The 24,938-nt window shown below is 67.8% G+C and carries 21 protein-coding genes and 2 pseudogenes; 11 read left to right on the forward strand and 12 right to left on the reverse strand.

The features are described from left to right. Positions 1 to 23 precede the first annotated feature (23 nt). Complete coding sequence (locus OC490_RS44845; RefSeq protein WP_262063840.1) at positions 24 to 1,190, reverse strand: 3-deoxy-7-phosphoheptulonate synthase; 1,167 nt, start codon at positions 1,188 to 1,190, stop codon at positions 24 to 26. Positions 1,191 to 1,237: 47 nt separating this feature from the next. Further along, on the reverse strand, positions 1,238 to 1,747 hold the full coding sequence (locus OC490_RS44850) for a phenazine biosynthesis protein (RefSeq protein WP_262063841.1): 510 nt from the start codon (positions 1,745 to 1,747) through the stop codon (positions 1,238 to 1,240). 339 nt (positions 1,748 to 2,086) lie between these two features. On the opposite strand from OC490_RS44850, the gene OC490_RS44855 reads away from it, so the two are divergent. The 11 genes and pseudogenes from OC490_RS44855 (at position 2,087) to OC490_RS44905 (ending at position 10,960) form a co-directional block, all read left to right on the forward strand. Further along, positions 2,087 to 2,437: a transposase gene (locus OC490_RS44855; protein ID WP_410099258.1), complete on the forward strand. Its 351-nt coding sequence runs from the start codon at positions 2,087 to 2,089 to the stop codon at positions 2,435 to 2,437. A gap of 703 nt (positions 2,438 to 3,140) precedes the next feature. Then, on the forward strand, positions 3,141 to 4,499 hold the full coding sequence (locus tag OC490_RS44860) for an FAD-dependent oxidoreductase (RefSeq protein WP_262063842.1): 1,359 nt from the start codon (positions 3,141 to 3,143) through the stop codon (positions 4,497 to 4,499). A gap of 13 nt (positions 4,500 to 4,512) precedes the next feature. Beyond that, complete coding sequence (locus OC490_RS44865; RefSeq protein ID WP_262063843.1) at positions 4,513 to 5,622, forward strand: hypothetical protein; 1,110 nt, start codon at positions 4,513 to 4,515, stop codon at positions 5,620 to 5,622. A 258-nt stretch (positions 5,623 to 5,880) separates the two neighbouring features. Beyond that, positions 5,881 to 6,744, forward strand: a complete 864-nt coding sequence (locus OC490_RS44870; protein WP_262063844.1) for an oxidoreductase — start codon at positions 5,881 to 5,883, stop codon at positions 6,742 to 6,744. Positions 6,745 to 6,989: 245 nt separating this feature from the next. Further along, positions 6,990 to 7,319, forward strand: a complete 330-nt coding sequence (locus OC490_RS44875; RefSeq protein WP_262063845.1) for an OB-fold putative lipoprotein — start codon at positions 6,990 to 6,992, stop codon at positions 7,317 to 7,319. Between the two features lie 383 nt (positions 7,320 to 7,702). Beyond that, entirely contained in the window at positions 7,703 to 8,050 is a 348-nt protein-coding gene (locus OC490_RS44880; RefSeq protein WP_262063846.1) for a transposase family protein, read from the forward strand. Between the two features lie 769 nt (positions 8,051 to 8,819). After that, entirely contained in the window at positions 8,820 to 8,945 is a 126-nt protein-coding gene (locus tag OC490_RS44885; protein WP_262063847.1) for a hypothetical protein, read from the forward strand. A 262-nt stretch (positions 8,946 to 9,207) separates the two neighbouring features. Further along, positions 9,208 to 9,762, forward strand: coding sequence for an NAD(P)H-dependent oxidoreductase (locus tag OC490_RS44890; protein WP_262063848.1), 555 nt, complete (start codon positions 9,208 to 9,210; stop codon positions 9,760 to 9,762). 595 nt (positions 9,763 to 10,357) lie between these two features. Then, positions 10,358 to 10,606, forward strand: a pseudogene (locus OC490_RS44895) (carboxyl transferase domain-containing protein); the annotation flags it as partial. Between the two features lie 25 nt (positions 10,607 to 10,631). Continuing rightward, entirely contained in the window at positions 10,632 to 10,739 is a 108-nt protein-coding gene (locus OC490_RS44900; protein ID WP_262063849.1) for a hypothetical protein, read from the forward strand. After that, complete coding sequence (locus tag OC490_RS44905; RefSeq protein WP_410099259.1) at positions 10,736 to 10,960, forward strand: acyl-CoA carboxylase epsilon subunit; 225 nt, start codon at positions 10,736 to 10,738, stop codon at positions 10,958 to 10,960. Before OC490_RS44900 ends, OC490_RS44905 begins: the two co-directional genes overlap by 4 nt. A gap of 802 nt (positions 10,961 to 11,762) precedes the next feature. On the opposite strand, the gene add is transcribed toward OC490_RS44905, so the two are convergent. From add to OC490_RS44950, 10 genes and pseudogenes are all read right to left on the reverse strand, one after another. Next, positions 11,763 to 12,773, reverse strand: coding sequence for an adenosine deaminase (gene add / locus OC490_RS44910; protein WP_262063850.1), 1,011 nt, complete (start codon positions 12,771 to 12,773; stop codon positions 11,763 to 11,765). 214 nt (positions 12,774 to 12,987) lie between these two features. After that, the gene (locus tag OC490_RS44915) at positions 12,988 to 13,821 is read right to left on the reverse strand and encodes an ABC transporter permease (RefSeq protein ID WP_262063851.1); all 834 of its coding nucleotides are present in this window, start codon (positions 13,819 to 13,821) and stop codon (positions 12,988 to 12,990) included. Next, positions 13,818 to 14,597: an ABC transporter permease gene (locus OC490_RS44920; RefSeq protein ID WP_262063852.1), complete on the reverse strand. Its 780-nt coding sequence runs from the start codon at positions 14,595 to 14,597 to the stop codon at positions 13,818 to 13,820. Before OC490_RS44920 ends, OC490_RS44915 begins: the two co-directional genes overlap by 4 nt. Next, entirely contained in the window at positions 14,594 to 15,457 is an 864-nt protein-coding gene (locus OC490_RS44925) for an ABC transporter ATP-binding protein (RefSeq protein ID WP_262063853.1), read from the reverse strand. Before OC490_RS44925 ends, OC490_RS44920 begins: the two co-directional genes overlap by 4 nt. Positions 15,458 to 15,540: 83 nt before the next feature. Beyond that, positions 15,541 to 16,641 (reverse strand): ABC transporter substrate-binding protein, encoded by a 1,101-nt coding sequence (locus OC490_RS44930; protein WP_262063854.1) that lies wholly within the window; start codon positions 16,639 to 16,641, stop codon positions 15,541 to 15,543. Positions 16,642 to 16,795: 154 nt separating this feature from the next. Then, the gene (locus OC490_RS49675; RefSeq protein ID WP_410099260.1) at positions 16,796 to 17,188 is read right to left on the reverse strand and encodes a 2Fe-2S iron-sulfur cluster-binding protein; all 393 of its coding nucleotides are present in this window, start codon (positions 17,186 to 17,188) and stop codon (positions 16,796 to 16,798) included. Positions 17,189 to 17,610: 422 nt separating this feature from the next. Further along, entirely contained in the window at positions 17,611 to 18,651 is a 1,041-nt protein-coding gene (locus tag OC490_RS44935) for an aromatic ring-hydroxylating oxygenase subunit alpha (RefSeq protein ID WP_262063855.1), read from the reverse strand. A 1,496-nt stretch (positions 18,652 to 20,147) separates the two neighbouring features. Continuing rightward, a complete protein-coding gene (locus tag OC490_RS44940) occupies positions 20,148 to 22,937 on the reverse strand; it encodes an AAA family ATPase (protein ID WP_262063856.1) in 2,790 nt (929 codons plus the stop codon). 87 nt (positions 22,938 to 23,024) lie between these two features. Then, positions 23,025 to 23,857: pseudogene (locus OC490_RS44945) on the reverse strand (alpha/beta fold hydrolase). Positions 23,858 to 24,059: 202 nt separating this feature from the next. Then, complete coding sequence (locus OC490_RS44950; RefSeq protein WP_262063857.1) at positions 24,060 to 24,929, reverse strand: aldo/keto reductase; 870 nt, start codon at positions 24,927 to 24,929, stop codon at positions 24,060 to 24,062. Positions 24,930 to 24,938: the final 9 nt, after the last annotated feature.

Consider the following 24,938-nt stretch of genomic DNA (forward strand, 5'->3'; position numbering starts at 1 on the left):
CAAAGGCTCCCTCTCTAGGAATCTCAGTACTCGGACCACGCCGAGACCACCTTGATGGCCTGGGGGGTGTTGAGCCGCGGATCACACAAGCTGGTGACGGGGCCCGATCCCAGCTCGGCCGTGTCCAGCACGCACTCGGTCACGTCGTCGGGAGTCGCCTCAAGGTGAAGCCCCCCGGCCGGAACGCCCGCCAGGTCCAGGACCCGCCGGAAGCCGCGGACTTCCCGGGCGACGGTTTCCACGAGCCGGTATTTGGTGCCGTCAGCCGCGCAGTCGGTGTTCCCGTGCATCGGGTCGCTGAGCCAGACCACCGGGTGTCCCGCCGACTGCACGGCCTCGACGAGCCGGGGCAGCCTGTCAGCGACGAGGTCTGCGCCCATGCGCACGATGAGTGAAAGCCGGCCCGGCTCCCGCTCCGGGTCCAACCGGTCGCACAGCTCGACCAACTCGCTGACAGTCATTGACGGGCCGACCTTGCAGGCAACCGGGTTGGCCACCTGGGCGAGCAGGGCGATGTGCGGGCCGTCGATCTGCCGGGTCCGCTCGCCGATCCACGGCCAGTGGGTGGAGCCGAGCAAATGCCGACCGCCGTCGAGCTCTCTGAGCATCGATATCTCATAGTCCAGAAGCAGCGCTTCATGGCTGGTCCAGACAACAGGCCCGGCAGGCCGAGGTGCTGACCCGACCCACCCGAGCCGCGTCGTGATCTCCCGCGCAGCCATGTAGCCCGTGAGCATGCGCAGTGGATCGGGACGCCTGCTCTCGTAGGTGGGCTCCGGCCCGTTGATCATGTGCCCGAAGAAGGACGGCAGTTCGTCGTCGCCGAGTTTTTCGACCTGGCTGGAGCGGGGCTTGGAGAACTGCCCTGCGATCCGCCCGACCCGCAGCGTCTGCTTGCCGGTGGCGGTCTCCAGGGTCTGGGCAAGCAGATCGACGAGTCCGGTCTTGCCTTGAATGTGCCCAGCGGTGCACTCGGCCGGGTCCTCCGCGCAATCCCCGGCCTGTAGCACCTGCATCTCGCCGGTGGCGACGCGGGCCAGGTGGGCGCGGAGGTTCTCCACCTGCGCCGCGGTCACCAGCGGTGTGACGGATGACAGCATCGCTCGTACGAGCTCGACCTGTGAGGGATTGTCCCATTCGGGCTGATGGCGCGCCTGGGCCCTATCGATGTCGGCAAGGATGTTTCCCATAACGACCTTCTCCATTGATTGAAAAGAAGACGCCCGGCGAACGGCGTTCAGGTCGGTATGTCGGCCCGCTTGACCTGAGGTACGGCGATGCCCAGAGCCCTGAACTGCTGGCAGGGGTTCATGAACTCGCGCTGGCGCTTGATCTTCCCGTTCTCGAACAGGAAGGAGTGCAGGAAGTGATTGCGGTAGTGGCCGTCGGGATAGTCGGGGAAGCGGATCGTTCCCTCGCCGTCGCATTCGACCCAAAACTGGTTGGGGTCCTGTGTGTCGAAGATCTCGATGTTCGTCCAGACCCAGTCGGGGAAGCACTTGAGTGACCATTGGCCGTGGTCACCCAGTCGGTCCCTGCCCGTAATGACGATCGGCTCCCCGGTTTCGGTCGTCCAGAGACCACCGGTACCGTCTTCGGTGAACAGAAGGTGCCGGCGCAGGCGATCCTGCCCGCGGGTATTCATGTACTGCTCCACGATTGCACGGTTGCTCGCTCGTAGTTCCGCGTCGCCGCGGGACCTCGACAACGTATCGGTGGTTTCAGCGGTGCCGGTGATGTCGACCATTGGCTCTTCCTCTAGTGGCGAAGTAAAGCGGGGTCGCCGCGCGCACAAGGGCAGGCAAAACCAGGCATGACGACGCCGAAAGAGCACAGTCATGCATTGGTCCATGAGATTTCTGGTGAGCCCCCGTCCCGCGCACTGCGGGTAGACGAAATCTTGTTCATACCCTCGCTGGTTCGGGAAGCCGGTAACCGCTGTCTGACCGAAAAATTCCAGCCGGTATCACCGTCTGATGGATCTGCTCCATGGCGGGCGCGACTCTGCCCGCGCACTCGTAACACGATCTTGTGGCTGTGGGCTGGTGAGCCGTGTCCGGTGTGACGATTCGTCCGTTGTGGTGGTGTGAGTGCACCGTGGACGGTCGATGACGAGCTGTGGGCACTGATCGAGCCGGTCCTGCCGCCGTGGCCGGAGCGCTCCCCGGGACCGCGGCCGGTGGACGACCGGCTGTGCCTGCAGGGAATCCTGTTCGTGCTGTTCACGGGCATCACGTGGCAGCAGTTGCCGCCTGAACTGGGCTTCGGCTCGGGGCAGACATGCTGGCGCCGGCTGTACCGGTGGACGGAAGCGGGAGTGTTCGACCAGGTCCACCGGATGCTGCTCGCGGAGTTGAACGCGGCCCGGCGGATCGACTGGACGCGCGCCTGCGTGGACTCCTTTCATGTGCGGGCGAAGAGGGGCTGCCGGGGTTGATCCGTCCCTGGTCGATCGCGGCGGGTCGGCCGGCGAACACCACCTGATCCGCGAAGGCAGCGATACGCCGCTGAAAGTGATCACGACCGCGGCAACGTCCCCGACTTCACCCAGGCACGCGCCCTGGTTCCCGGTGACAAGGGTGACGACAGTCGGCACGTCCGACGCGAGCCGACCCGGCGTCGGGTCGTGTCTGTCACGTCTCGCTCACACGCGCCTTCATCTACTGGCGAAGGACGAACAAGCGGACACCATGATCGTGTTACGAGCCCTGAGCCCTGAGCCCCGAGCCCACCGATCGGGGCTCCGGGCGACGGTCGGTCGACGGTCCGGGAGTCGGCCCGCCTGTGGGCCTGCACTCCTGTCCCCTCTATTAGGGGCGCCCGCGACCACTGCTACCGGCAGCCCGGAGCTCCGGCCCGGCGCCGGTGCCCGGACACGTGCCGCCTGCGCGCGCCGACGCCTCGCAGCCGACGTGAATTTCGGCCACGCGAGCCGCGCTCGATGGAACGAACAGGCCAATACTGCGCCACGTGCGGTGGCCAAACCTATGGGGCACTTATGTTCGCGGTGCGCACTTCACATCCCGATGATTTCTATATCGAAGGATTCGGGAAACTATCGCCCGAGCATCGGCCGCGATCACCCATATCTTGCATGACTTACTCCACACAAGACACCTGCCCAACCAGAAGGAATTCCAGTGAAGCGTATCGGTGAACATGCGGTGGTGCTGGGAGCGAGTATCTCGGGTCTACTTGCTGCCCGGGTGCTCTCCGAGGCATTCGACCGGGTAACGGTGGTAGAGCGTGACCAACTGCCGGAGGGGCAGCGGACTCAGCGGCGAGGTGTGCCGCAGGGCCGCCACGCTCATGGCCTGCTCTCCAAGGGCGCGAAGATCTTCGAGGAGCTGTTCCCCGGGATACTCGACGACTTCGTTGCCGGTGGAGCGCCCGTCATCGACGGACCTGCCGAGCTGCGGATGCGCTTGGGCGGGCACTTGTTGTGCATGGACGGCGAGTACGCCGATCTGTCCCGCACCTACCAGCCGAGCCGGCCGCATTTGGAGAGTCGGCTCCGCGCCCGGATCGGGGATCTTGCGAAGATCAAGGTCATCGACGAGTGCCAGGTCACCGGCCTTGAGACCACCTCGGACAATGCCGCTGTCACCGGTGTGCGTGTCAGGAACGTGGGCAGCGGCTCTGAGGACGTGATCCCCGCCGATCTGGTGGTGGACGCGACCGGCCGGTCCGGACGGACCACCAAGTGGCTGGTCGAGATGGGATACGAGCCGCCGCTTGAGGAGCGTATCGACGTCGACATCATGTACACCAGCCGGTATCTGCGGCCGGCCCCCGGTTCGATGGGCCGCGAGAAGGTCGTGATCATCGGGCACGCACCGGGGAGCCCCAAGGGCGCGGAATTCCTGGAGGAAGAGGACGGCCGCTGGGTCCTGACGCTGATCGGTTACCGCGACCACCATCCGCCGACCGACCCGGCCGGGTGGGTGGAGTTCGCCAGGCCGTTGGTTCCCGAACACGTCTTCGCGGCGATCCGCGACGCCGAGCCGCTCAGCGAGATTTCCGCGCACCGGTTCCCGGCGAGCGTGCGCCGCCGCTACGAGAAGCTGACCCGATTCCCGCGCAGGCTGCTGGTGGTGGGCGATGCGATATCCAGCTTCAACCCCATCTACGCCCAGGGGATGACGGTGGCCTCGCTCCAGGCGATGGCGCTGCGTGAATCGCTGAGCGGTGACCTGGATCAGGTCGCGCAACGATTCTTCCGCAAGGCAGCCAAGCCCATCGGCGTCGCCTGGAAGATGGCGACCGGCAGTGACCTGGCCCTGCCTCAGATCGAAGGTCCGAGGCCACTTCCCGTGCGGCTCATCAACTCCTACATGGACAAGGTGCTCGCCGCGGCCGAAACGGACATGGTCGTGGCCGAGAAATTCCTGAAAGTCCAGTACTTGCTCGAACCGCCGACAGCAGTGTGCACCCCGGGCATCATGTGGCGCGTTCTGACGGGAAAACACCGACAGCGCTTCCCGGCACACACCAGTTAATGGAGGTAACCAAATGCCCGTCTCCATCGCCGACAAGATCCTTCGGCTCTCCCTGACCACGTTCCCGTTCATCGACGCGTCGCAGTTCTTTCCGTCGCTCTCAACGTACAAGGTTGACAGGGCCTTCGATCTCACCGAGTTCGAGGAGGCCATGAAGCACTTCTTCCGGGGGAATCCGCTCTTCTCCAAGTGTCACCTGGTGGAGTTGACCTTCGACACTCCCGAGGATTTCCCCCTCTCCTCCTTCCAGGGGCTCCTCGCGGAAAAGTACGAAAGCTACTACGACAGCTTTCTGCTCGCCTCCGTCACCTATCGCTCCGATCCTCACCTGCAGGGCATCTTTACGTGTATTCCGTTTCCGCTGCAGGACGGATACAAGGTGTTCCGATTCCACCAGGCGCTGATGAAGACCCTGAAGACCCGGCAGGACGGCTTCCAGATAGCCCAAGGTCTCGAAGAGCTGGGGATCCGGGCTGATGAGCTGGCGGACTTCTTGCCGCCCGCTCAGACTTCGCCCTCCGGTGCGAGCAAAGAACTCCCCGTCGCGTTCGCCGAAGGCGCTGAGCCGCCGGTCAAGATCGGTCCCTTCTTGGAAAGGATGAGGGCAGATTTCCTTGACCGTGACAGCGCGAACATGTTCGTCCTCAAGAACAGCCTTTACTCGCCGAAGCTTCCCCTCGGCAACACGCTTCGGTTTCTGACGGTGCCGCGAAGCGTCATCGAGCAGAGCACGGGAATCCAGATCCGTGACTACTATCGCGCCGAGGAGCAGCGCGAGATAGACGCGCTGTCTCGCCTCGAGCGGCGAGAGGACTTCATTGAGGCCGGCCAGGCCCGAATCGGGAAGATGATTGCCACGCCCGACGTCTTTGCCGTCAACAACTACGGCAATGTATCGGCGCACGACGGCACGGACGCCCATGCGGACCGAGGCACACTCGTGAAGTACGAGTGGCATATGCCGCTCATCGTGTTGGGGCTCACCGTGGGTGAGAGGTCTGGACTCTCGTGGACGATCACCATTCGCGACAAGGCGTTCAACTTTGCGACCGTCCGAAATTCCCCCCAGGGTGACATCGTCGACGCGGCTACCGGAAGGAATCCGGCAGCGTCCGTCGTATGAACCGCCGGTGACCGGTGACGTCCGGGAGCGAGGGGCCCGAGGCTCGACCTCAGGGTAAATACCTTGACTATTCGTGAAAAACTCGAAGATTTCACGAATGATCAGGGCCCGCTCGACTTCTATCAATCGGGTGGCCAGGGGCTCGTGACCCTGGCCACCCGGCCGCGTCCCTGCCTCCGCCGCAAATATGGAAGCCCAACCAATGGCCGCGCCGAGCGGTCCGCAACGATGCCGTGAACAGACCCGAGAGGCCTTCGGATGAGTATCCCCGCCCTGCAGACGTTGACCCTCGCTGACGACCTGAGCATTACCCGGATGGGATACGGCGCGATGCAGCTGACCGGTCCCGGTGTCTTCGGACCGCCCAAGAATCGCACTCAGGTGATCGCCGTGCTGCGCGCAGCGGTCGAGCTCGGCATCACCCACATCGACACCAGCGACTTCTACGGGCCGACCGTCGTCAACAAACTGATCAAGGAGGCCCTGTACCCCTACCCGGCCGGTCTGCACATCGTCACCAAGGTCGGCGTCCGCCGCAGCGCCACCGGCGGCTGGATCACCTCCCTGGACCCCGCCGACCTCAAGGCCCAGGTCCACGAGAATCTCCGGCACCTCGGCCTGGAGACCCTGGACGTGGTCAACCTGCGCACGGCCGCATTCGGCGGTGACGGGTCCTCCATCGCCGAGCCGTTCGGCGCCTTGGCCGGCCTTCGTGAGCAGGGGCTGATCCGTCACCTCGGCCTCAGCGGGATCACCGACGCCCAGCTCACCGAGGCCCAGGCCATCGCCCCCGTGGTCACCGTGCAGAACCAGTACAACCTGGCCGACCGCGCCGACGACGACCTCGTCGATCGCTGCGCCGAGGAGAACATCGCCTACGCCGCGTTCTTCCCCCTTGGCGGCGGATTCCACCCACTGCGGTCACGGGTCCTGCGCGACGTCGCCCGCCGCCTCGGCGCCTCCGAGCCGCAGGTGGCGCTCGCCTGGCTGCTGCAGCGCTCGCCGTCGACGGTGCTGATCCCCGGAACCTCGGGCGTCGCTCACCTGCGGGAGAACATCGCCGCGGCTGACCTGCAACTGCCCGACGAGGCCATCGCCGAACTCAACACCATCGGGCAGTGACCCTGTGGGCCCTTATTCCGGCGCAGGGCATTAGCAGGGCTTCGTCACGAACTGTCACCGACCGGCCGTATTCCTTCTGAATGCGTACGAACGACAAGCCATCAACTGCGGCACCTACACTTCGGTCAAAGACCTCAACGCCAAGCTCCGCGCAACCGTAAGAAGATCTCGAGCGCGGAGCACCAGTCGACGACAACTCGCATAAGACCAGCATGATCACGCGACACTAGAGAAGGCGGCAATCAATGAAGATTCGAGACCTCCACAACGAATTCACCGCGGACCGCGCCGCCGCCGAGCGTGCCTACTACGGGAAATTCCTCACCCTGGAGGGAATCTCAATCCGAACGGGCGAAAGTCAATATGGTACGCCGGTGGTGGAGGTGTCCGATGCCCCCGGAGGTCCCCACCTCGCCATCTTCGTGCTGCCGTTTGACCACCGAATCAAGGAATCATTCCGGATTGTGCGAGGCGTCCCCCTGGGCGTCACCGTCACCGTCAAGGGAGAATGCCGGGTCTTCAGCGAGGACGGAACGGTGCTGGTCATCAAGGAGTGCGAACTCCTCACCCCATGAGTCCCTGCGGGCTATTTCCCGGAGCGGCAAACGACCGGCACACGTGAGGTCAATCCAAGCTTGATCTTCAGCCTGTGCGGCGGCATGCACTGTTTTCGCCTGGCAGGGCTTCAGTGAAGTCGGCTGACGTCCGCTTCATGACGGTCTGTCGGGCCGGACGGACCGGATGGGCCGGGTGGGCAGGGCGGGCCGGGAAGCGTGACAGGCGCGGTCTCCCGGATCATGGACTTCTCTACGGCCCGGTGATCCGAGTGGAGGACCGTGCCTGCCTGCGCATCGTCGCCGATATCTGTCCGCTCCTGACCAGCTCCGCGAGGCAGCACCGGTGCTGCCCGGCGAGGCCCCGGGCCTGCTGGAACGTCGCGCCGAGGTACCGGACCCGCGTGATCCGCGCGGGGTGCGCCGCCCACCGGCCGTCGTCCTTCGCCCTGGTCGCGTGCGCGGTCCTGGCCGGGGCCACCTCCCTGCCGACGGCAGGCGAGTGGATCGTCGACGCGCCCGCCCACGTGCTCGCCCAGCTCGGCGTCCGCCCCGATCCGGTGCTCCCCGCCCGGCAACGGCCCTCCGAGTCCGCGGTGCGGCGGCTGCCGGCCCGGATCGACGGCGACGCCGCCGACGCGGCGGTCGGGCGCCGGCTCGCGGACCACCGCCCTGATGCGGTCTGGCCGCCCTCATGCGGCCGGGCCGCGCACGCTGGCTGTGGACGGCACGAGCCTGCGGGGCGCCCGTGAAGGGGCGCCGGCTCGGGGACCGCCGCCCTCATACGGCCTGGCCGCCCCGATACGGCCGGGCCGCGCACGCCGGCTGTGGACGGCACGAGCCTGCGGGGTGCTCGCGAAGGGGCGCCGGCTCGCGGACCGTCGCCCTCATACGGCCTGGCCGCCCCGATACGGCCGGGCCGCGCACGCCGGCTGTGGACGGCAGCATGAACCTGTCGGCCGCCCGCGAAGGCCGGCGGCCGCAAGAGCCACCCGCTCGCCGCCAGGGTCCACGCCACCGGCCTGGTCCCGGCCCAGCTCGACGTCGGCGACAAGACCAGCGAGACCACCCGCTTCCAGCCGCTGCCGGACACGGTCGCCGACCTCGCCGGGGTCGTGGTGACCGCCGACGCCCTGCAACCCCAGCGCGAGCACGCCGCCTACCTGCCAGGACGCCAGGCCCACTACATCGTCATCGGCATCGGCAAGGGCACATGAACAAGCTCCGCAGGCAGCTCAAGTCCCTTCCCCGGAAGGACATTCCGCTCCAGGGCCAGGCCAGGCCGGGCCTGGGCCACAGACCACGGCCGCGCGGAGATCCGTCGGATCAAGGCGGCCACCGTGAACAACCCGCTGTTCCCCAGGGACCCGGCAGACCATCCAGATCACGCGGCGGCGCACCGACAGCAAGACCGGCAAGGCCACGATCACCACCATCTACGCGGTCACCAGCCCGACGGCCGAACAGGCCACCCTCGCCGGGAACGCCTCCCAGCTCTGGACCCGCAACACGCCCCGCGCCATGGCCAGCTGCCGCAGCCTCTCCACCGGCGCGCTCAGGCCCGCCGGGACCGTCAACACCGCCGCCGGCCTCGGCCGCAACGCCCGCAACCCGCACCAACCCCTCGCACGCCTCGGCCCCGGATGATCACAAGCCAGACGCATCCCGACTGCACCGAACCCCCGTGGGCGTTGGGGGTGAGCGTGAATATCCACCACCAGGACGGTCGCCGGTGGAACGAGTCCGTCAATATTGCGTGATAAATGCCGCTCGGATCACCGACTGCCTTTACTTAAGAGGCAGAGCGTTCGAGAAGAACGCATGACCGCGGACACGGTCGACCCGCTCGCCAACATTGACAGTGAGGACGCACACGGGTTTGCGTCCTATACGAGAAATGGAACAGTCAGTGACCACCAATCGCACCCTCGTCATTGTCGCCCACCCGAACCTCGCGGAATCCCGTGGCAACGCCACCTGGCTCGCCGGGATCAAGGACTTGGACAACGTCACCGTCCACGACCTCTACGAGACTTACCCCGATTTCAAGATCGATGCCGCCCGCGAGCAGGAGCTGCTGCGCGAGCACGACACCGTCGTTCTCCAGTTCCCGGTGTACTGGTACAGCGTAACCCCACTGCTCAAGGCCTGGTTCGACGCGGTGCTGGTTCACGGTTTCGCCTTCACCTTCGACGGTTCCGCCTCTGCGCTGCAGGGCAAGAAGGCTTGGCTGGCCGTCACGGTCGGCAGCACCCTGGAGACCTACGCCGCGGAAGGCCTCGCCCGACGGACCCTTGAGGAGTACCTCGCCCCGGTCTCTCAAACGCTGGAGTTCTGCCAGCTCGACTATCAGGGTTTCCACTCCGTCTACGGCATGATCTTCGACCCGCTGGACGAGGACCTCGTCCTGAACGCCAAGGAATACCGCAGGCTCATCGCGGGCAGCGAGACGCCGGTCGGCTGACCTCGATTATTCGTAGACCTCGATCACTCGTGAATTCTCAGAGTTTTCACGATGAATCGAGATGCTTACTCTGGGGCCCATCCCCAGGCCGCGCGTTCCTGTATGTCACCGCCGCTTCCTTTGCCGAACTCGACGGAAGTTCAGCGAAGGAAGCTCGACTCAGGCTCGGTGAAGCAGTCCGTGCAGGTCACCCGCAGGGCACAGTTCACGATCTTCGTGCCCTTCTCTTTCGCCACCGGGTCGCGCTGCTCAAGCGTCGCGTGACCGCGCGCCCGAAGCCGACATGGGCGGATCGGGCTTGTGGCACCGGAACCTGGTGAAACGACGCTACGTTCCTGCGCTCCCGGGCCGAGGCGACCATCGCGAGCGACTTCTTCACCCTCGACCTGCTCGACGGCACCAAAGCCCACGTCCTGGTCGTGATCCCGCAGTTCCGGAACCTGTTGATCGACCTGACGGCCGGGGTGCAGTTCGAGGGTGGCCTCGCCGCCCTCGCGGGACGCGGCAAGCTGTCCGCCGCCCAGACGGTTTTACGCCGACCGGCTGCGACCAGCAGTTCGGATCAGCGTTCAGATCACAGTGAGGGGGTAATGGGATGTCCGCCGTGGCCAAGCTGCTCGCGATTCGTGAGCAGGCCTTGGCGGGGCCGAGCGCGGCGGCGACGGAGGCACAGCACGCGAGGGGGAAGCTGACCGCGCGTGAGCGGGTCGGGCTGCTGCTGGACGAGGGCTCGTTCAACGAGGTCGAGCCGCTGCGCCGACACCGTGCCACCGGTTTCGGCCTTGAGGCGGAGAAGCCCTACACCGACGGCGTGATCACCGGTTGGGGCACCGTCCACGGCCGCCGCCGAGCGCGGCCTGGTCGATGACGTGATCGACCCCGCCGCCACCCGCGAGGTACTCGTCCGCTCCCTGCGGATGCTCCGCACCAAGCACGCGGACCTGCCCGCCCGCAAGCACGGCAACCCACCTCAGTGAGCGCACCGAAGGGGCAGCAGATGGACCAGGGGGACTTCCGCGTCATCCACGGCGATCCCACTCCCGAGGAACTCGCAGCACTGATCGCGGTTCTGGCGGCCCGCACCGCCGCCCAGCGCGCCGCCACTCCGCGGTTCGCCCATGGCAACCGCCGCCCACAGGCCCGCTGGCGCCGCCTCGACCGCGTGGCCGGCTACCGCAGCCCCGTCTCCTGGCACTGATGCCACCCGCCTCGGTTCAACGTGGTTCAACGGAACGGCGTCAGCACCATGTTGTAGGCGTAGGCGATGGTCAGGAAGCCGATCGCCCCGAGCGTCGTCACCGTCACGAGGCGGAGCGTGAACGTCGTGGCGAGCGCGCCGGTGACGACGGCCAGGAGCCGCGCCGCCCTGGTGCCGGGTCGGGGCCGTGAGCGGGAACGCGACGAGCGCGGTGAGCGGTGTCAGGACGCCGAAGCCAAGCAGGAGCGATGCGCTCCTGGCCGCCGTCAGGGACTCTTCGGGGACTACTTGCCGAGGACTGCCTGCGAAGCGTCGGATGGTACGTGACGTGCCTGCGGGAGTCGGGTCGTTGGTGTTCGTGCAGGCATATCCGTGAGCTTTCGCTGGGTGGTACCCCCCCGGAACCTGATCGGCAGCGGCAGCGTGCGGAAAGTCTTCGGCTACGCATCGGTGCTCCTTTCGGGCAGCGCAAACTGCCCCGCCTCCGCGCCGAAAGAGCGCCACAGGCTCGCTACGAGTCCGCATGTCCCGCGGGCAGCCTTGTGCCGGGCACCCCGGCGACGTTGATCGCCCGGAGCACCGGCCCGGGCACGGCAGCGATCTCGTCGTCGATCGACGAGTGTGACCGTCACCTTGTAGCGGGGCCAGGTCTTCACCGGGGCAGGCATCGCGAGGTGGGCGATAGCACAACTCGTCGGAGAATCCGATGGTCTCCGGCATGCACCCGAAGTGTTCCTGGAACGTCAGCCTGTCGCGGCCTCCGGCCGGACCGGAGGCGATGTCGAAGAGGCCGGCTTTGGTACTACGGAGTGAAGTAGCCGTCCAGCTCAGCGAGGTAGGCGTCCTTGACAGCGTCGGGCAGCCAGGCGACCTCGAACGCGTTGCGCTGGAGTTGTACGAGCTCTGTCGGGGCGAGCGGAGTGGCGGCCTGCACCGCGAGAAGGTTCTCGGTGACGTAGCCGTTCATGTAGGCCGGGTCGTCGGAGCTGATGGTGACGCGTAGTCCGGCGTCGAGCATCTTGCGGACGGCGTCCTGCCAGGTGGAGCCGCGCACATAGCTGTTGGAGATCGGGCAGACGGTCAGGCCCAGACCGCGCGCTCTGATCTCGTTCTGGAGGTCCTCGCTCTCCAGACAGTTCACGCCGTGGTCGATCCGGTTCACCTCGATGACGTCCAGGCACTGGCGGATGTGGTCGACGGAGTTCTCCTGGTCCACGTCGCAGTGCATCGTCAGCTGGTAGCCCTCCGCTCGTGCCCGTGCGAAGACGGCGGCGAACTTGACCGGCGGGTTGCCCCGCTCGTCCGAGTCCAGCCCGACCCCGATGATCCACTCCCGGTAAGGAAGGGACTCCATCAGCGTGGCCATGGCGTACTCGGCGGAGAAGTCCCGCATGAAGCACATGACGAGCTGTGCCCGCACGTCGAGCAGTCGGCGCGCGTCCATCAGCGCGCGGCGAAGACCGCGGATCACCGTGTCGAAGGTGATGCCGCGGGAGGTGTGCGCCTGCGGGTCGAAGAAGATCTCCGCATAGCGGATGTTCTGTTCCTTCGCCTTGTTCAGGTACGCCCACGCCAGGTCGTAGAAGTCGGCTTCGGTCAGCAGGACGGACATGCCCTCGTAGTAGCAGGCGAGGAACGACGGCAGGTCGTGGAACGCGTAGCCGGCCCGCATCTCGTCCGCGTCGGCGTACGGCAGCGTGATGTTGTTCCGGGCGGCGAGAGCGAACTTCAGCTCCGGTTCCAGCGTGCCCTCGATATGCACATGCAACTCGCACTTGGGCAGGTGTGAGATGAACTCAGTCAGGTCTGTCACGAGTCCTCCGTCGAGTGAGGGGAGATACTTCCGACTGGGGGCAGGGGCGTCGGTTGACGACCAGCTCAAGATCAGGACCGCCCGGGGGCGCCGAGAGGGCGGAAGCACCCATGGTGCAGGTCTCCGGTTGTGGGCAGGACGAGGCCATGGGCCGAAGAGGCCGAAGGGGAGGCCACGCCCCCGGGGAGGGGAACAAGTCGCGCTGTCGGGCGGGTCAGGTGCCCTGGCGGATGTTGGGCGCGAAGCGGGTCAGGGCGACGGTCTCGATGGCCGCGATGATGTTGTACGCAAGTGCCGACACGGCGGTGAGGACCGCGACCGAGGCCCAGAGGTGGTCGTAGTCGAAGGTGGAGGAGTCCTTGAGCATGGCGTAGCCGAGGCCCTGTCCGGTGGAGAGCCATTCGGCGAGCATCGCGCCGATCAGGGCTCCGGGGACGCCGACCCGGGCGCTGGCGAAGAACGCGGGAACCGCGCTGGGCAGCATGACCTTGCGGGCGACGGTCCAGCTCCCGGCGCCGTACGCGCGGCACAGGTCGGCCGCCTGGCGGGAGGCGGAGCGCAGGCCGAAGGTCATGGTGACAAGAGCGGGGAAGAAGACGATCAGGCCGCTGATGACGGTGGTGGCCATCAGGCCGCGGCCGAAGATGAGGGTGATGAGCGGGGTCATCGCCACCAGGGGCACTGAGCGTACGACGACCGCCATCGGCAGCAGTGCCTGCTCGACGCTCCGCAGCAGGACGAAAACGACCGCCACCCCCACCGCCGCCGCCAGCCCGGCGACGAAGCCGACCCCGGCGTCGAGCAGTGTGCGACCCAGACCGGAGGCGACCACGGAGCGGTGGGCGCCCGCGTCCGCGCCCGTGAACAGGTAGTGGAAGATGTCGATCGGTGACTTGGCCACCAGCGGGTCCAGGTCGTAGACCTGTAGGAAGACGATCCACAGGACGATGACGGCCGCCATCGTCACGACCACGTTCAGCAGCGGGCGCAGCACGCCCGCCGTGATCCGCAACGCGGGTGCCGTCCGCGTACTGATCGTGGTGCTCATGCGTGTCCGCCTTCCACTGTCGTCGTGCGCGACCACGGCAGGGCGTAGCGGGCGACGAGCCCGACCACGCCGTACGCGACGCCTGCCACCGCGCCCGAGACCAGGGCGATGCCCCAGGTGCGGGGCACGTCGAGTTGCTGCTGGGCGATGGTCATGGCGATGCCGAGGCCGCTGTCGACGCGGCCCAGGTACTCGCCGATGATCGCGCCGAGCAGCGCCGCCGGACCGGCGATCTTGAGGGCTGCCAGCGTGCTGGGCAGCGCGGCGATCAGGCGGACCCGCAGCATCTGCTGCCAGCGGCCACCGCCGTAGGCGCGTACCAGGTCCAGCGCGGCCGGGTCGGCCGAGCGCAGCCCGAGCAGCGCGCCGATGAGGGTGGTGAAGAAGACCGACAGCCCGGCCATCGCCGACATCGGCTTGTCCCCGTCGAGGACGAGCGACAGGATCGGGCCGATCGCCACGATCGGCATGCAGTAGGAGGCCACCGCGATCTGCGTGATCACCCGTTCCAGCACGGGCACCAGCAGTACCAGCACCGCCAGGCCCAGTGCCAGCCCGTTGCCTATCAGGTATCCGGTCAGGGCCTCGCCCGCGGTCTGCGTGACATGCGGGCTGTAGAAGGACCAGCCGTCGTCGAACACGCTCGCCACGACCGCCCAGGGGGTGGGCACGCCGTCCCCCGTGCTGACGACCGTGGTGGACAGCAGTGACCACACGCCGATCAGAGCCGCGATGCCGACGGCCCCTCCGGCCCAGGCGGAACGCCGCGCACTCATGACGCCTCCGCCGCGGGCTCCAGAGCGTCGCCGGGGATGTCGACGCGGCCGAACAGGAGTTCCGACAACTGGTCGGCGTAGGCGTGGAATTCGGGCGAGCGCATCATCTCCGGGGTGCGGGGGCGGGGCAGGTCGATGGTGACGGTCTCCACGATGCGGCCGGGCCGGGGGGACATGACGGCGACGGTGTCGCTGAGCAGTACGGCCTCGTTGATGGAGTGGGTGACGAGCAGGGTGGTCACCGCGCGGGCCTGCCAGATGCGCTGGAGTTCGAGGTTGAGCCGCTGGCGGGTCATGTCGTCCAGCGCGCCGAACGGCTCGTCCAGCAGCAGCACCTTGGGGTCGACGACCAGAGAGCGGGCGATCGCGACGCGCTGGCGCATGCCGCCGGAGAGCTGGGCGGGGCGGGCCTTCTCGAAGCCTTCGAGACCGACCAGCTTGATGAGGTCGGAGATCGCCGCCGGGTCGGCCTTGATTCCGCTGATCTCCAGCGGCAGCCGTATGTTGGCGGCGACCGAGCGCCACGGCAGCAACGCGGCGTCCTGGAAGGCTATGCCCAGGTGGTGCCGTTTGCGGGCCGCCTCCGGGGCCTCGCCGTGCACGAGCGCCGTACCGGCGGTCGGGCTGTCGAGCCCGGCGAGGATCCGCAGAACGGTCGACTTGCCGCAGCCCGACGGCCCGAGCAGCGCGAGGAACTGGCCCTCGGTCGTGTCCAGGTCGACGCCGGCGAGTGCGGGTACGCGGTTTCGGCCGAGCTTGAACTCCTTGCTCAGTCCACGCAGGGACAGTCCGGTGCCGGTGCCGGTGCCGGACGGTGCGGAGTCGTCGGATGCTTCGGGAACAGCGGCTGCGGAACTCATCGGTTGGCGACCTCGGTGTGGGGTGCGGGTAGGGGAAGCCGGTACCGGCGGGCGGACGGGGCCGCACCGGTACCGCCGGAGCCTCAGATGAGGCTGGGGTTCTCCTTGTAGATCTCTTCGATGATCGAGAGGTCGAAGAGCTTGGCGGCGGTGATGTCGAGGCCGCCGTACTTCAGCGTCTTGATGTTTTCCTCGATCAGCTCCGGTGTGATCGTGAACAGGCCGTTCTTCTTGGTGTCGGCGCTCACGATCAGCTTGTTCTGGTCCGCGGACTCGAGGGTCTGCTCCTTGGTCGTCAGCCCGAGCCCCTTGCCGTACGTCTCGGCCGCGAGCTTCGCGCCGAGCGCCGGGTCGGCGACGCTCGCCTTCCAGCCCTTGATCTCCGCGCGCAGGAACGCCTTGAGCAGGTCGCGCTGCTTGTCGATGGTGTCCTGGCGGACGATGTACGTCTCCGAGACCAGCGGGTAGCCGGTGTCGGCGAGCAGCATCGTCGCGACCTTGAAGCCCTTCAGGCGCAGCGTGTTCGGCTCGTTCGTCGCGAAGGAGAACCAGCCGTCCACGGTGCCCTGCGTCAGCGGCAGCGGGTCGAACTGCACCGGCACCTTCGTGATCTTCGACCCGTCCAGCCCGGTGGCCTTGAGGTACGCCGCCCACACGGACTCGTTGCTCGCCTGGACGCCGATCTTCTTGCCGTACATGTCCTCCGGCTTGGTGATCGGGTCCTTGGCCATCGACATGATGCAGAACGGGTTCTTCTGGTACTGCGCGCCGATGATCTTCAGTGGCGCGCCCTTGGAGACGGCGGCGCCGGTGATGTCGGGGGCGCTGATCGCGACGAGCGCCTTCTTGGTGACCACGTCCGTCTCCATCGGCGTCGCGGACGGGCCGCCGCCGATCAGCGTGGCCTTCGAGAAGCCCTCGTCCGTGTAGTAGCCCTTGCTGTCCGCGATGTAGCTGCCCGCGAACTCGACGTTCTTGATCCAGGACAGCCGCAGCGTCAGCTCACCGAAACCCTTGGAACCGGAGGACGAGGAGGAGGCCGAGGACGACGAGTCGGAGTCGCCACATGCGGCGAGCAGCGGGCCGCCGAGTAGCACGGCCCCGCCGAGCTGCAGTCCCCGCTTGAGGAAGAGACGGCGGTCGGCGGTGAACGCTCTGTCGTCACTGCTCGAACTTATGGTCATTGCACGCGTTCCTTTCACTGGCCGGGTGGGCACCGGCTCATGGCGGACATGAAGAACCTGGATGGGCGGAACATGGAGAGGGCGAAGCCCGACCGTGGCCGCGCCGGTCTCGGGTCGGGCAGCGACCTGGGATCACAGATCCCAGGTCAGAGGTCTAGGAGGGGTCGGGGGTGCGGGCACCGGAGCAGCAGATGGTGATCCGGTCGTCGGCTGCGCGCTCGTCCGGGGTCCGGACCTCGTCGTGGTGGTCGGGTTCACCGGCCAGGACGGGGGTCGGACAGACGCAGCGGATGCCCTGCTCGCAGGAGAGTGCGACCTCGACGCCCTGGGCGGTGAGGCCATCGGCGACAGTGCGGTCGGCAGGAACGGGGCGGCCGATGCCGGTGCCCGCGGTCCGTACGGTGGATTCGGTGGCGACTTCGCCCCCGGCAGGTAACGGAACTGCCGGGGCGGAGCATTCGGTGTGCGGCCGGCCGGGCCGCCGGCCGGCTGCGGCCCCCAGCCTTGGCCATGACGTGGGCCATGAAGCCGTCGGGCCCGTAGACATGGACGGCTGTGTCCGGTTCCGAGGCCGGCAGTTCGGCGGTCAGCCCGGTGCCGACGAACGCTGCTCCCTGCGCGGCCGGTGCTTCGGCCATCGACAGCAGGGGGAGCGAGCGGGAAGTGGTTGCGCGGGGGCGGGATCCTCAGCCGCCGGCCGGCGGTGAGGTCGCGGTGCAGGGTGCCGGAGCCGCCCCGGCCGGCATCGTCACGCCGTACGCAGATCAGGTAACGGCCGTCGTCCTGGGGGGAGTTGCACAGGGAGTACTGACGGATGAGAGAAGGCCCGAGACGGCCGTCGATGTGAGCGTCGGCCTCGAAGGACGGCAGGGCGGCTCCGGTCGCTGCCCGGAGTTCGTGGCTGCGGCTGGTGGCGGAGGCGACGGAGATCGCGTGGACGATGGCGTCGAGGGTCTTCACGGCATGCCCCTATGCGGTGAAGAAGTGGCTCAGGCCCAGGTCCCGCAGTCCGCGCCGGTAGGCGACGGAGCTCCGGTCGGCCGGGATGTTCACTTCGAGCCTGGGGTCCAGGGGGAGGTTCTCGGGTTTCTGGACCTCCACGATGGCCCGGTCCTCCTCGAAGACCGTCCGGTTGAAGTCGTATACGGCCTGGACGGGTTGGTCGGTGTCGAAGTTGCGGGCGATCGGCGCGAACATGCGGGTCCGGCGGGCGGAGACCGGTGAAGCGGCGTTCATGATGTTGAGGAGCCCGCCGTCGGGGAAGTGCACGGTCAGCGTTGCCGTGAACGGCAGGTGCACGTCGAAGTGGCGCAGCCACTGGAAGCCCGGCGGGGCCTCCTTGGCGCCGCGCGGATAGTTGCTGACCGTGCTCCAGTAGTCGACGCAGAAGCCGTAGGGGCGGCGGACCGGTGTGTAGTCGGGGACCTCGACGTTGTCGGGGTCCCCGAAGGACTCCAGGTGGACGAAGCCGAAATGGGCGACGTCGAGGAAGCCCTCGAGCTGGCGGCCGGCGAAGGCCGCGATGTCGATCCAGGGGCAGTTGATCTGCTGGAATCCCTTGTCGTCCCAGTGGGCCATGACCGGGATCGCCGGATCGGTGTCCGGGGCCGGCCGCAAGCAGGTCCACACCAGCCCGTACCGCTCGACGACAGGGTAGGTCCGCAGGTTCAGCCGGGACGGGATCTTCGACTCCGGATGCGCCGGCACCCGCACGCACCGCCCGCCGTCGCCGAAGCGCAACCCGTGATACGCGCAGGTGATGCCGCTCCCGTCGCCCGAGCCCAGGCTGAGCGGGACTCCCCGGTGCGGGCAGATGTCGTGGGCCACGACCACGTTGCCGCCCACCCGGTAGGACACCAGGGGCACGTCGAGCAGGCGTACGGCGGCCGGGGCGTCGCCGATCTCGCTCGACAGGGCGATCGGGTACCAGTGCTGGGCCAGGATCGCCCAGTCGTCGGGGTCGAACGTGCAGTCCCGGGGCGGGGCCGGGCGGGGCAGAGCAGTGGTCATGCGCAGGTCCTTCTACGAAGCGCGGCCGGGAACGGCCCGGCAGGCACCATGAGGCGCACACGCCAGGACGACGGCGTCAGGAGAAGTGCGTGGGGAAAGCGCGTGGCGACGAGCCGGTCAGGGGAGAGCGTTACCGCGGAACCACAGGACGGGCAGGGCCACCGGCCGCGGCCGTCGGTACGCGATCAGGTGCGGGAGCTCTCGGACGCCGAATGTGAACCGTGCGCCACGCGCCCGCGCGTCCACGCCGACTTGTGGACACGGCACCGGAGGTCCATGCAGCACTCGCTGACAAGGCTCATGGCGCTTCCCTCCGTGCTCAGTGCCGACTTCCTCTCGCCGGACGGCCAAGGCGAGAGTGACGCACGGAGATTGCCCAGCCATTCCGTGTTTGTTACTTACGGATTCCATGCCCGGATTTGCCCCGGGCGCCAGGGTGAGCTCTCGCGTGCGGAGGGACGGGCTTGAGCGCCCCGATGCGGGGTCGGTCTTGGCGCGGCGTCAGGGAGGAGGCTCGAACGGTGCGCCTCCAGACGCCTGTCCCGTGGGATTTCCCAGGACTTTCAGCCGAGTGGGCAGGGAAGGCCCTGACAGCACTGAAAGACAAGAACGCACTGGTCAGGGCCTATACCGTCAGCATTCGATGATGTTCACCGCGAGGCCCCCGCGCACGGTCTCCTTGTACTTCACGCTCATGTGGACAGCTGCTGATCATGGGGTTGACCTGTGGTTTTGACATGCTCGGGCTTGTCTTGAGGCACGTCAGGGACTTTTTGGGGACTTCTTGGCGGGGGCTGATTACAACGTATCCCGTGCTGCGTGAGATGCCTGTGGGGGTTGGGTCGTTGATGCTTGGACGGCATCCGATGGCTTCGGCGGCCATGCACTCGTAATGCGTAGGTCTCGGGTTCGAATCCCGAAGGCGGCTCTGAGGGACCCCAGGACTCACTCGCCGTGACCTGGGGTTTCTTGTTTTCGTTGACCTTAGAATTCGGGCTAAACGGACACGCGCGGTCTGTGGATCGTAATGCGTAGGTTCCAGGTTGACGGTCGGTGGCGATTCCGCCCTGCAAGGCTTTGAACTGGCCTTTTGTCGCCTACTGTCGATCTGCCTCGGCCTGTTCGGAATGACGTGGTGGCCATTTGGTGGCCAAGCGTGCAGCCGCCATGCAAACGGGCTCGCGCTCGGCCGCGCAACTGGGGGCCGCAGGGGAACGGTTGTTGTGCCGACCCGACAATCACGCGTTCCAACTGCCCCTCGTTTGGTTGCCGGCCCTGGCAGACCTTCTCGGCCTCTGCCGGCCCGCCTCCGGCGAAGTCAGGCCAGCGCCTGAATGGTTCGGCGACGACGGTGCCGACACTGACGCGATGTCCGAGATCCTGCTGGATGCTCAGGCGGATCAACCACCTTCTCGCCCGCCCCGGTGGGACAGGCGCGGATGTCTTGGCGTGATTCGACGGAGACTGGTCTTGGCCGGGACTTGTCCGGCGAGCCGTCAAGGCGGCAGCTCTTCGTTTGCCGTGAGGGCGGTGAGTGCGTCGCGCAGCCCCGCGCGGGCGGTGACGCCGAGTTTCGGGAACACGTTGTAGAGGTGGCCGCTGACCGTGCGGGCGGACAGGTGGAGCCGTTCGCCGATGGCCTTGTTCGTCAGGCCCGAGGCCGCGAGTGTTGCGATCTGCAGCTCCTGGGGTGTGAGTCGGGTGTCCGTCGAGCCGGTCTGACGTCGGGATACGCCGGTCGCGCCCAGTTCGGTTCGGGCGCGCTCGGCCCATGGGGCGGCTCGCAGTCGGTCGAAGATCGTCAGCGCGGCGTTGATGCGGATGCGTGATTCGACGGTAGCCCGTTCCCTGCGCAGGTGTTCGCCGTAGGCCAGCAGTACGCGTCCGCGTTCGAAGGGCCACAGGTTCTCGGGCGCCGCTGCGAGGGCCCGGTCGAAGTGGGCGTTCGCCGCCTCTCCCTCGGACACCAGCGCCTGCGCTGCGGCCACGAGCATTGCCCAGCGGGTGGAGATCTTGGTGATGTCCATCCGCAGCATCGCTTCGACGTAGTCGCGTGCCTGGTCCGAGCGGCCGGTCCGGACGGCTGCCTCGACGAGGTCGTAGGCGACGAAGAGTTGGAGTTGTCGGGCGGTGCCTGGTTCCAGTCCGTGTGGGCTGATCTTGGTCGCCTCGGTGTACGCCGTCTCGAAGTCGCCGCGGCCGATCGCCGCGAGGGTCCGTACGCGGTACACGTGCTGCGGCACGATGAAGGCCTGGCGCGGGATCGACCAGGCCAGCATTTCCTCCAGCGGTTCCTCCGCCTCGTCCTGCTGCCCGAGCGCGGCTGCGGCCAGAGCCCTGCTGTAGTGCAGGAACCAGACGAAGTTGACGTATCCGTAGGACTCGGCGCGCTCCAGTCCCTCTTCCGCGAAGCGCTGGGTGTCGTCCCATCGGCCGGCGAGGTAGCTCTCGGCGCACAGCAGCATGAGGGCGTTGGTGACGGAGGCGACGGCCCCCGTGCGGGCGGCGTCCTGCCAGACGCGCAGCAACGGCTCGCGCAGGTCGGCGAGGCGGTCGACGTCGTTGGCGACATACCCAACGCGGATGATCTGCCCGGGGTCGAGCTCTGTCGTCAGGGTCGCGATCTCCTGGTCCAGGGTGTGCAGGGCCTCAGGGGAGACGAGGGCCGGATTGGACACGACCTCGGAGCGGACGAGCAAGCCCTCGGGCAGCAAGTCGCGGTACTTGTCGACCAGTTCGAGGTAGGGGTCCCACATCTCCTTGCGTCCGTTCAGCGAGGCGATCACCGAAAGGACCCAGATCGCGGCGTTGATCTCCTCGGCGGTCGGCTCCGCCTCGGGGGCCCGCAGAGCGGTGGTGAGCACCCGGAAGGCCGAGACGACGTCGGCGTCGGAATACAGCATGAGCGAGGCCGCGGCCGAAGCCGTCGCCAGCGAGCCGACGTTGGCGTCCAGGCGGCGCGCATCGGTGAGCAGCTGCGAGACCGACTGGAGGTCTCCCATGACCTCGGCCGCGAAGTACGCGGCCCCGGCCAGGCGTTGTGACCGGTGCTCGGGATCGGGGCTCAGATCGGCCGAGCGTGTCATGGCCGCTACCGCCGCGGAGGGGTCTCCGCGTTTGAGTGCCTGGATCGACTCGTGCTGGAGGAGGGTGGCCACCTCCTCGTCGGGGCCGAAGGAGGCATCGGCGAGGTGCCAGGCGCGGCGTCCGGGATCGGCGCGCCGGCAGCCGGCGAGTGCCCGGTGGGCCCTGCGCCGTTGCTCGGGCCGGGCCAGTTCTACGACGGCGGAGCGCACCAGCGGGTGGCGGAAGACGATCGAGTGGCGGCTGTCGACGACGATGATGCGCTCGCGTTCGGCGATGTCGAGGTGGTCGGCGGTATCGGGTCCCACCACGCTCGCGGCGGACAGCGCCTGGCCCGAACCGTCCAGGGCGAGCAGCAGGAGCAGGTCCCGGGTCTCCGGTGCTAGCGCGGTGATCCGGGCGGTGAACATCCGGGTGAGCCGTTCGGTCAGCGGCAGCACGGTGGGCAGCATGTCCGCCGTGGGGTACCGGTCCGAGGCCAGCGTCGCGGGCAGTTCGACGAGGGCGAGCGGGTTTCCCTGGGCCTCGGCGAGGATGCGTCGGCGCACGTGCTCGGCCAGGTCCGGGTAGCGGGCGAGCAGGAGGGCCTCGGACTCCGCATCGTCCAGGGAACGCATGGTGAGGCTGTTGACGTCGCCGCGAACGCGCAGGGGCTCCCCGGTCGTACGGACTGTCGAGAGCACCCGCACTCGGGTTCCGGCGACCCGCCGGGCCACGAAGGACAGGACGTCGGCGCTGGCGTCGTCGAGCCACTGGGCGTCGTCGATGATGGCGACCAGCGGTTGTTCCTCTGCGGCGAGCAGGAGCAGTGACAGAGCTGCGGTCGAGATGAGGATGCGTGAGGGGGTCGCGCCTTCGCCGAAGCCCAGTGCCACCCGTAGAGCGCTCTCGTGGTCCGGGCCGAGTTCCGCGAACAGCGGGACCAGCGGTACCAGCAGCTGGTTGAGGCCGGCGAACGCGATATTGGCCTCGAACTGGGCGCCGGCCGCCCGCAACGTCCTCATACCCCGGGCGCGGGCGAGATCGGCGGCGGCGTCGAGCAGGGCGGACTTTCCCACGCCGGGATCACCGAACAGGGTCAGCGAGCCGCCGAGTCGGGCGGTGTCGTCGATCACTGCTCGGATGAGGTCCAGTTCGCTGGACCGGCCGGTCAGGCCGGTCGCGACGCCCTGGCCTTCGGTGCCCAGGTGCTCTGCGCTCATGAGGAGGCGCCTCATTCCCCTGTCAGTCCCGACTCTATTCGACGCCGCACCGCACTGCGTCTTTCCCTTCTCCAGGGGACCGATTCTCTAGCGGGCCGTTGTCGTGGCGGCGTCCTCGATGAGGTGGGTGACGGTGCCGGGGTGGGAGATCATCGCGACGTGGGAGCTGTTGATCTCGATGGTGTGCGAGTGGGCGCGCCGGGCCTCGAACCGCTCCACTGGTGCGCCCAGCGCCTTGTCCTGCCTGGCGACCAGGGCCCAGGAGGGGATGGTGTGCCAGGCGGCGGCCGTGGCCGAGGAGGCGAACGCGGCGGCGGCGACGGGGCGCTGTTCGGCGCCCATCACGACGGTCTGGGAGGCGGGCAGGTCGGCTGCGAACACGGCCCGGAAGCGGGCGGGGTCGACGTACAGGTCCGAGCCGCCGGTGCCGTCGGAGTTGCTGAAGGGCACCGGGCGCAGGGCGGGGCCAGTTCGTTGGTGCCGGGGAACTTGTCCGACAGCGCGCTCAGCTTCTCGCCCTTGTCCGGGACGAGCGCCGCGATATAGACCAGGGCCTTGACCTGAGGGTCGCCGACGGCGGCCTGGGAGATGACGGCGCCGCCGTAGGAGTGGCCCACCAGGACGACCGGTCCCTTGATACTGGCCAGGACGCTGGCGACGTAGGTGGAGTCCTCGGCCAGGCCGCGCAAGGGGTTGGCCGGAGCGATGACCGGGTAGCCGTCGCGCTGCAGCCGCTCGACCACGCCGTTCCAGCTCGAAGCGTCGGCGAAGGCGCCGTGCACCAGTACCACCGTGGGCTTGGGGGCGGCGCGGCTGGTGTGGGCGGAGGCCAACGGGATCAGGGACAGGCTGGCCGAAGCGGTGACGGCGGCGGTGATGAGAAGGGTGCGCAGCCGGGGGCGGGGGATGACATGGTGGATCTCCTTGGGTGGGGGTGAGCGGGTGAGGGGGAAGCCGGGGCAGGCGGTGCTCCATGGGCTGTCAGGACGAGGTCCAGCAGGTCGGCCGTGCCATGCAGTCGCTTGCGTGTGGAACCCCCTGGGCCGGAGGCTCGTGCGACCCGGCCCAGGGGGTGGCTGCGGGGAGGGGAGTGCGCTGGGCCCGCCAGGGCCGGGGCGCTGGTCAGACGGCCTGGCTGAGTGCCTGGAACTGGGCGTCGGTCAAGGTGACCTGCGCGGCCTGGGTGTTCTCCTCCAGGTGGGCCACGCGGGAGGTGCCGGGGATGGGAAGCATCACCGGGGAGCGCCGCAGCAGCCAGGCCAGGGCCAGCTGGGAGGGGCTTGCACCGTGCTCCTTGGCGAGCGTGTCCAGCGGGCCGCCCGGGCGCGCGAGCCGGCCGGTGGCCATCGGGAACCACGGGATGAAGCCCAGGTTCTCCCGCTCGGCGTACTCCAGGACGTCCTCGGCACCGCGATCGGCCAGGTTGTACAGGTTCTGCACGGAGACGATGTCCGCGATCCTCCGGGCTTCCTCGATCTGCTCCACGGTCACCTCTGACAGGCCGATGTGGCGGATCTTGCCCTCCTGCTGCATGAGGAGCAGTTCACCGACCTGGTCGGCCAGCGGGACCTTGGGGTCGACGCGGTGCAGCTGGTAGAGGTCGATCCGCTCCACGCCCAGGTGACGCAGGCTCAGCTCGGTCTGCTGCCGCAGGTACTCGGGGCGGCCGAGCGCGCGCCAGTCGCCCGGGCCCGAGCGGGAGAGTCCGCCCTTGGTGGCGATCACCAGGTGCTGGGAGTACGGGTGCAGGGCCTTGCGGATGAGCTGCTCGCTGACGAACGGGCCGTAGGAGTCGGCGGTGTCGATGAAGTTCACGCCGAGTTCGGCGGCCCGGCGCAGCACGCGCACGGCCTCCTCGGGGTCCTTGGGGTCGCCCCACACTCCGGGGCCCGTCAACTGCATCGCGCCGTAGCCGAGCCGGTTGACGGGCAGGTCGCCGCCGAGGCGGTGGACCCCGGAGGAGTCGGCGGGACGTGCGGTTTCCTGTGACATGGTCTGCCT

The sequence above is a fragment of the Streptomyces sp. STR69 genome (assembly GCF_024519455.1).
Classification (GTDB): Bacteria; Actinomycetota; Actinomycetes; order Streptomycetales; family Streptomycetaceae; genus Streptomyces.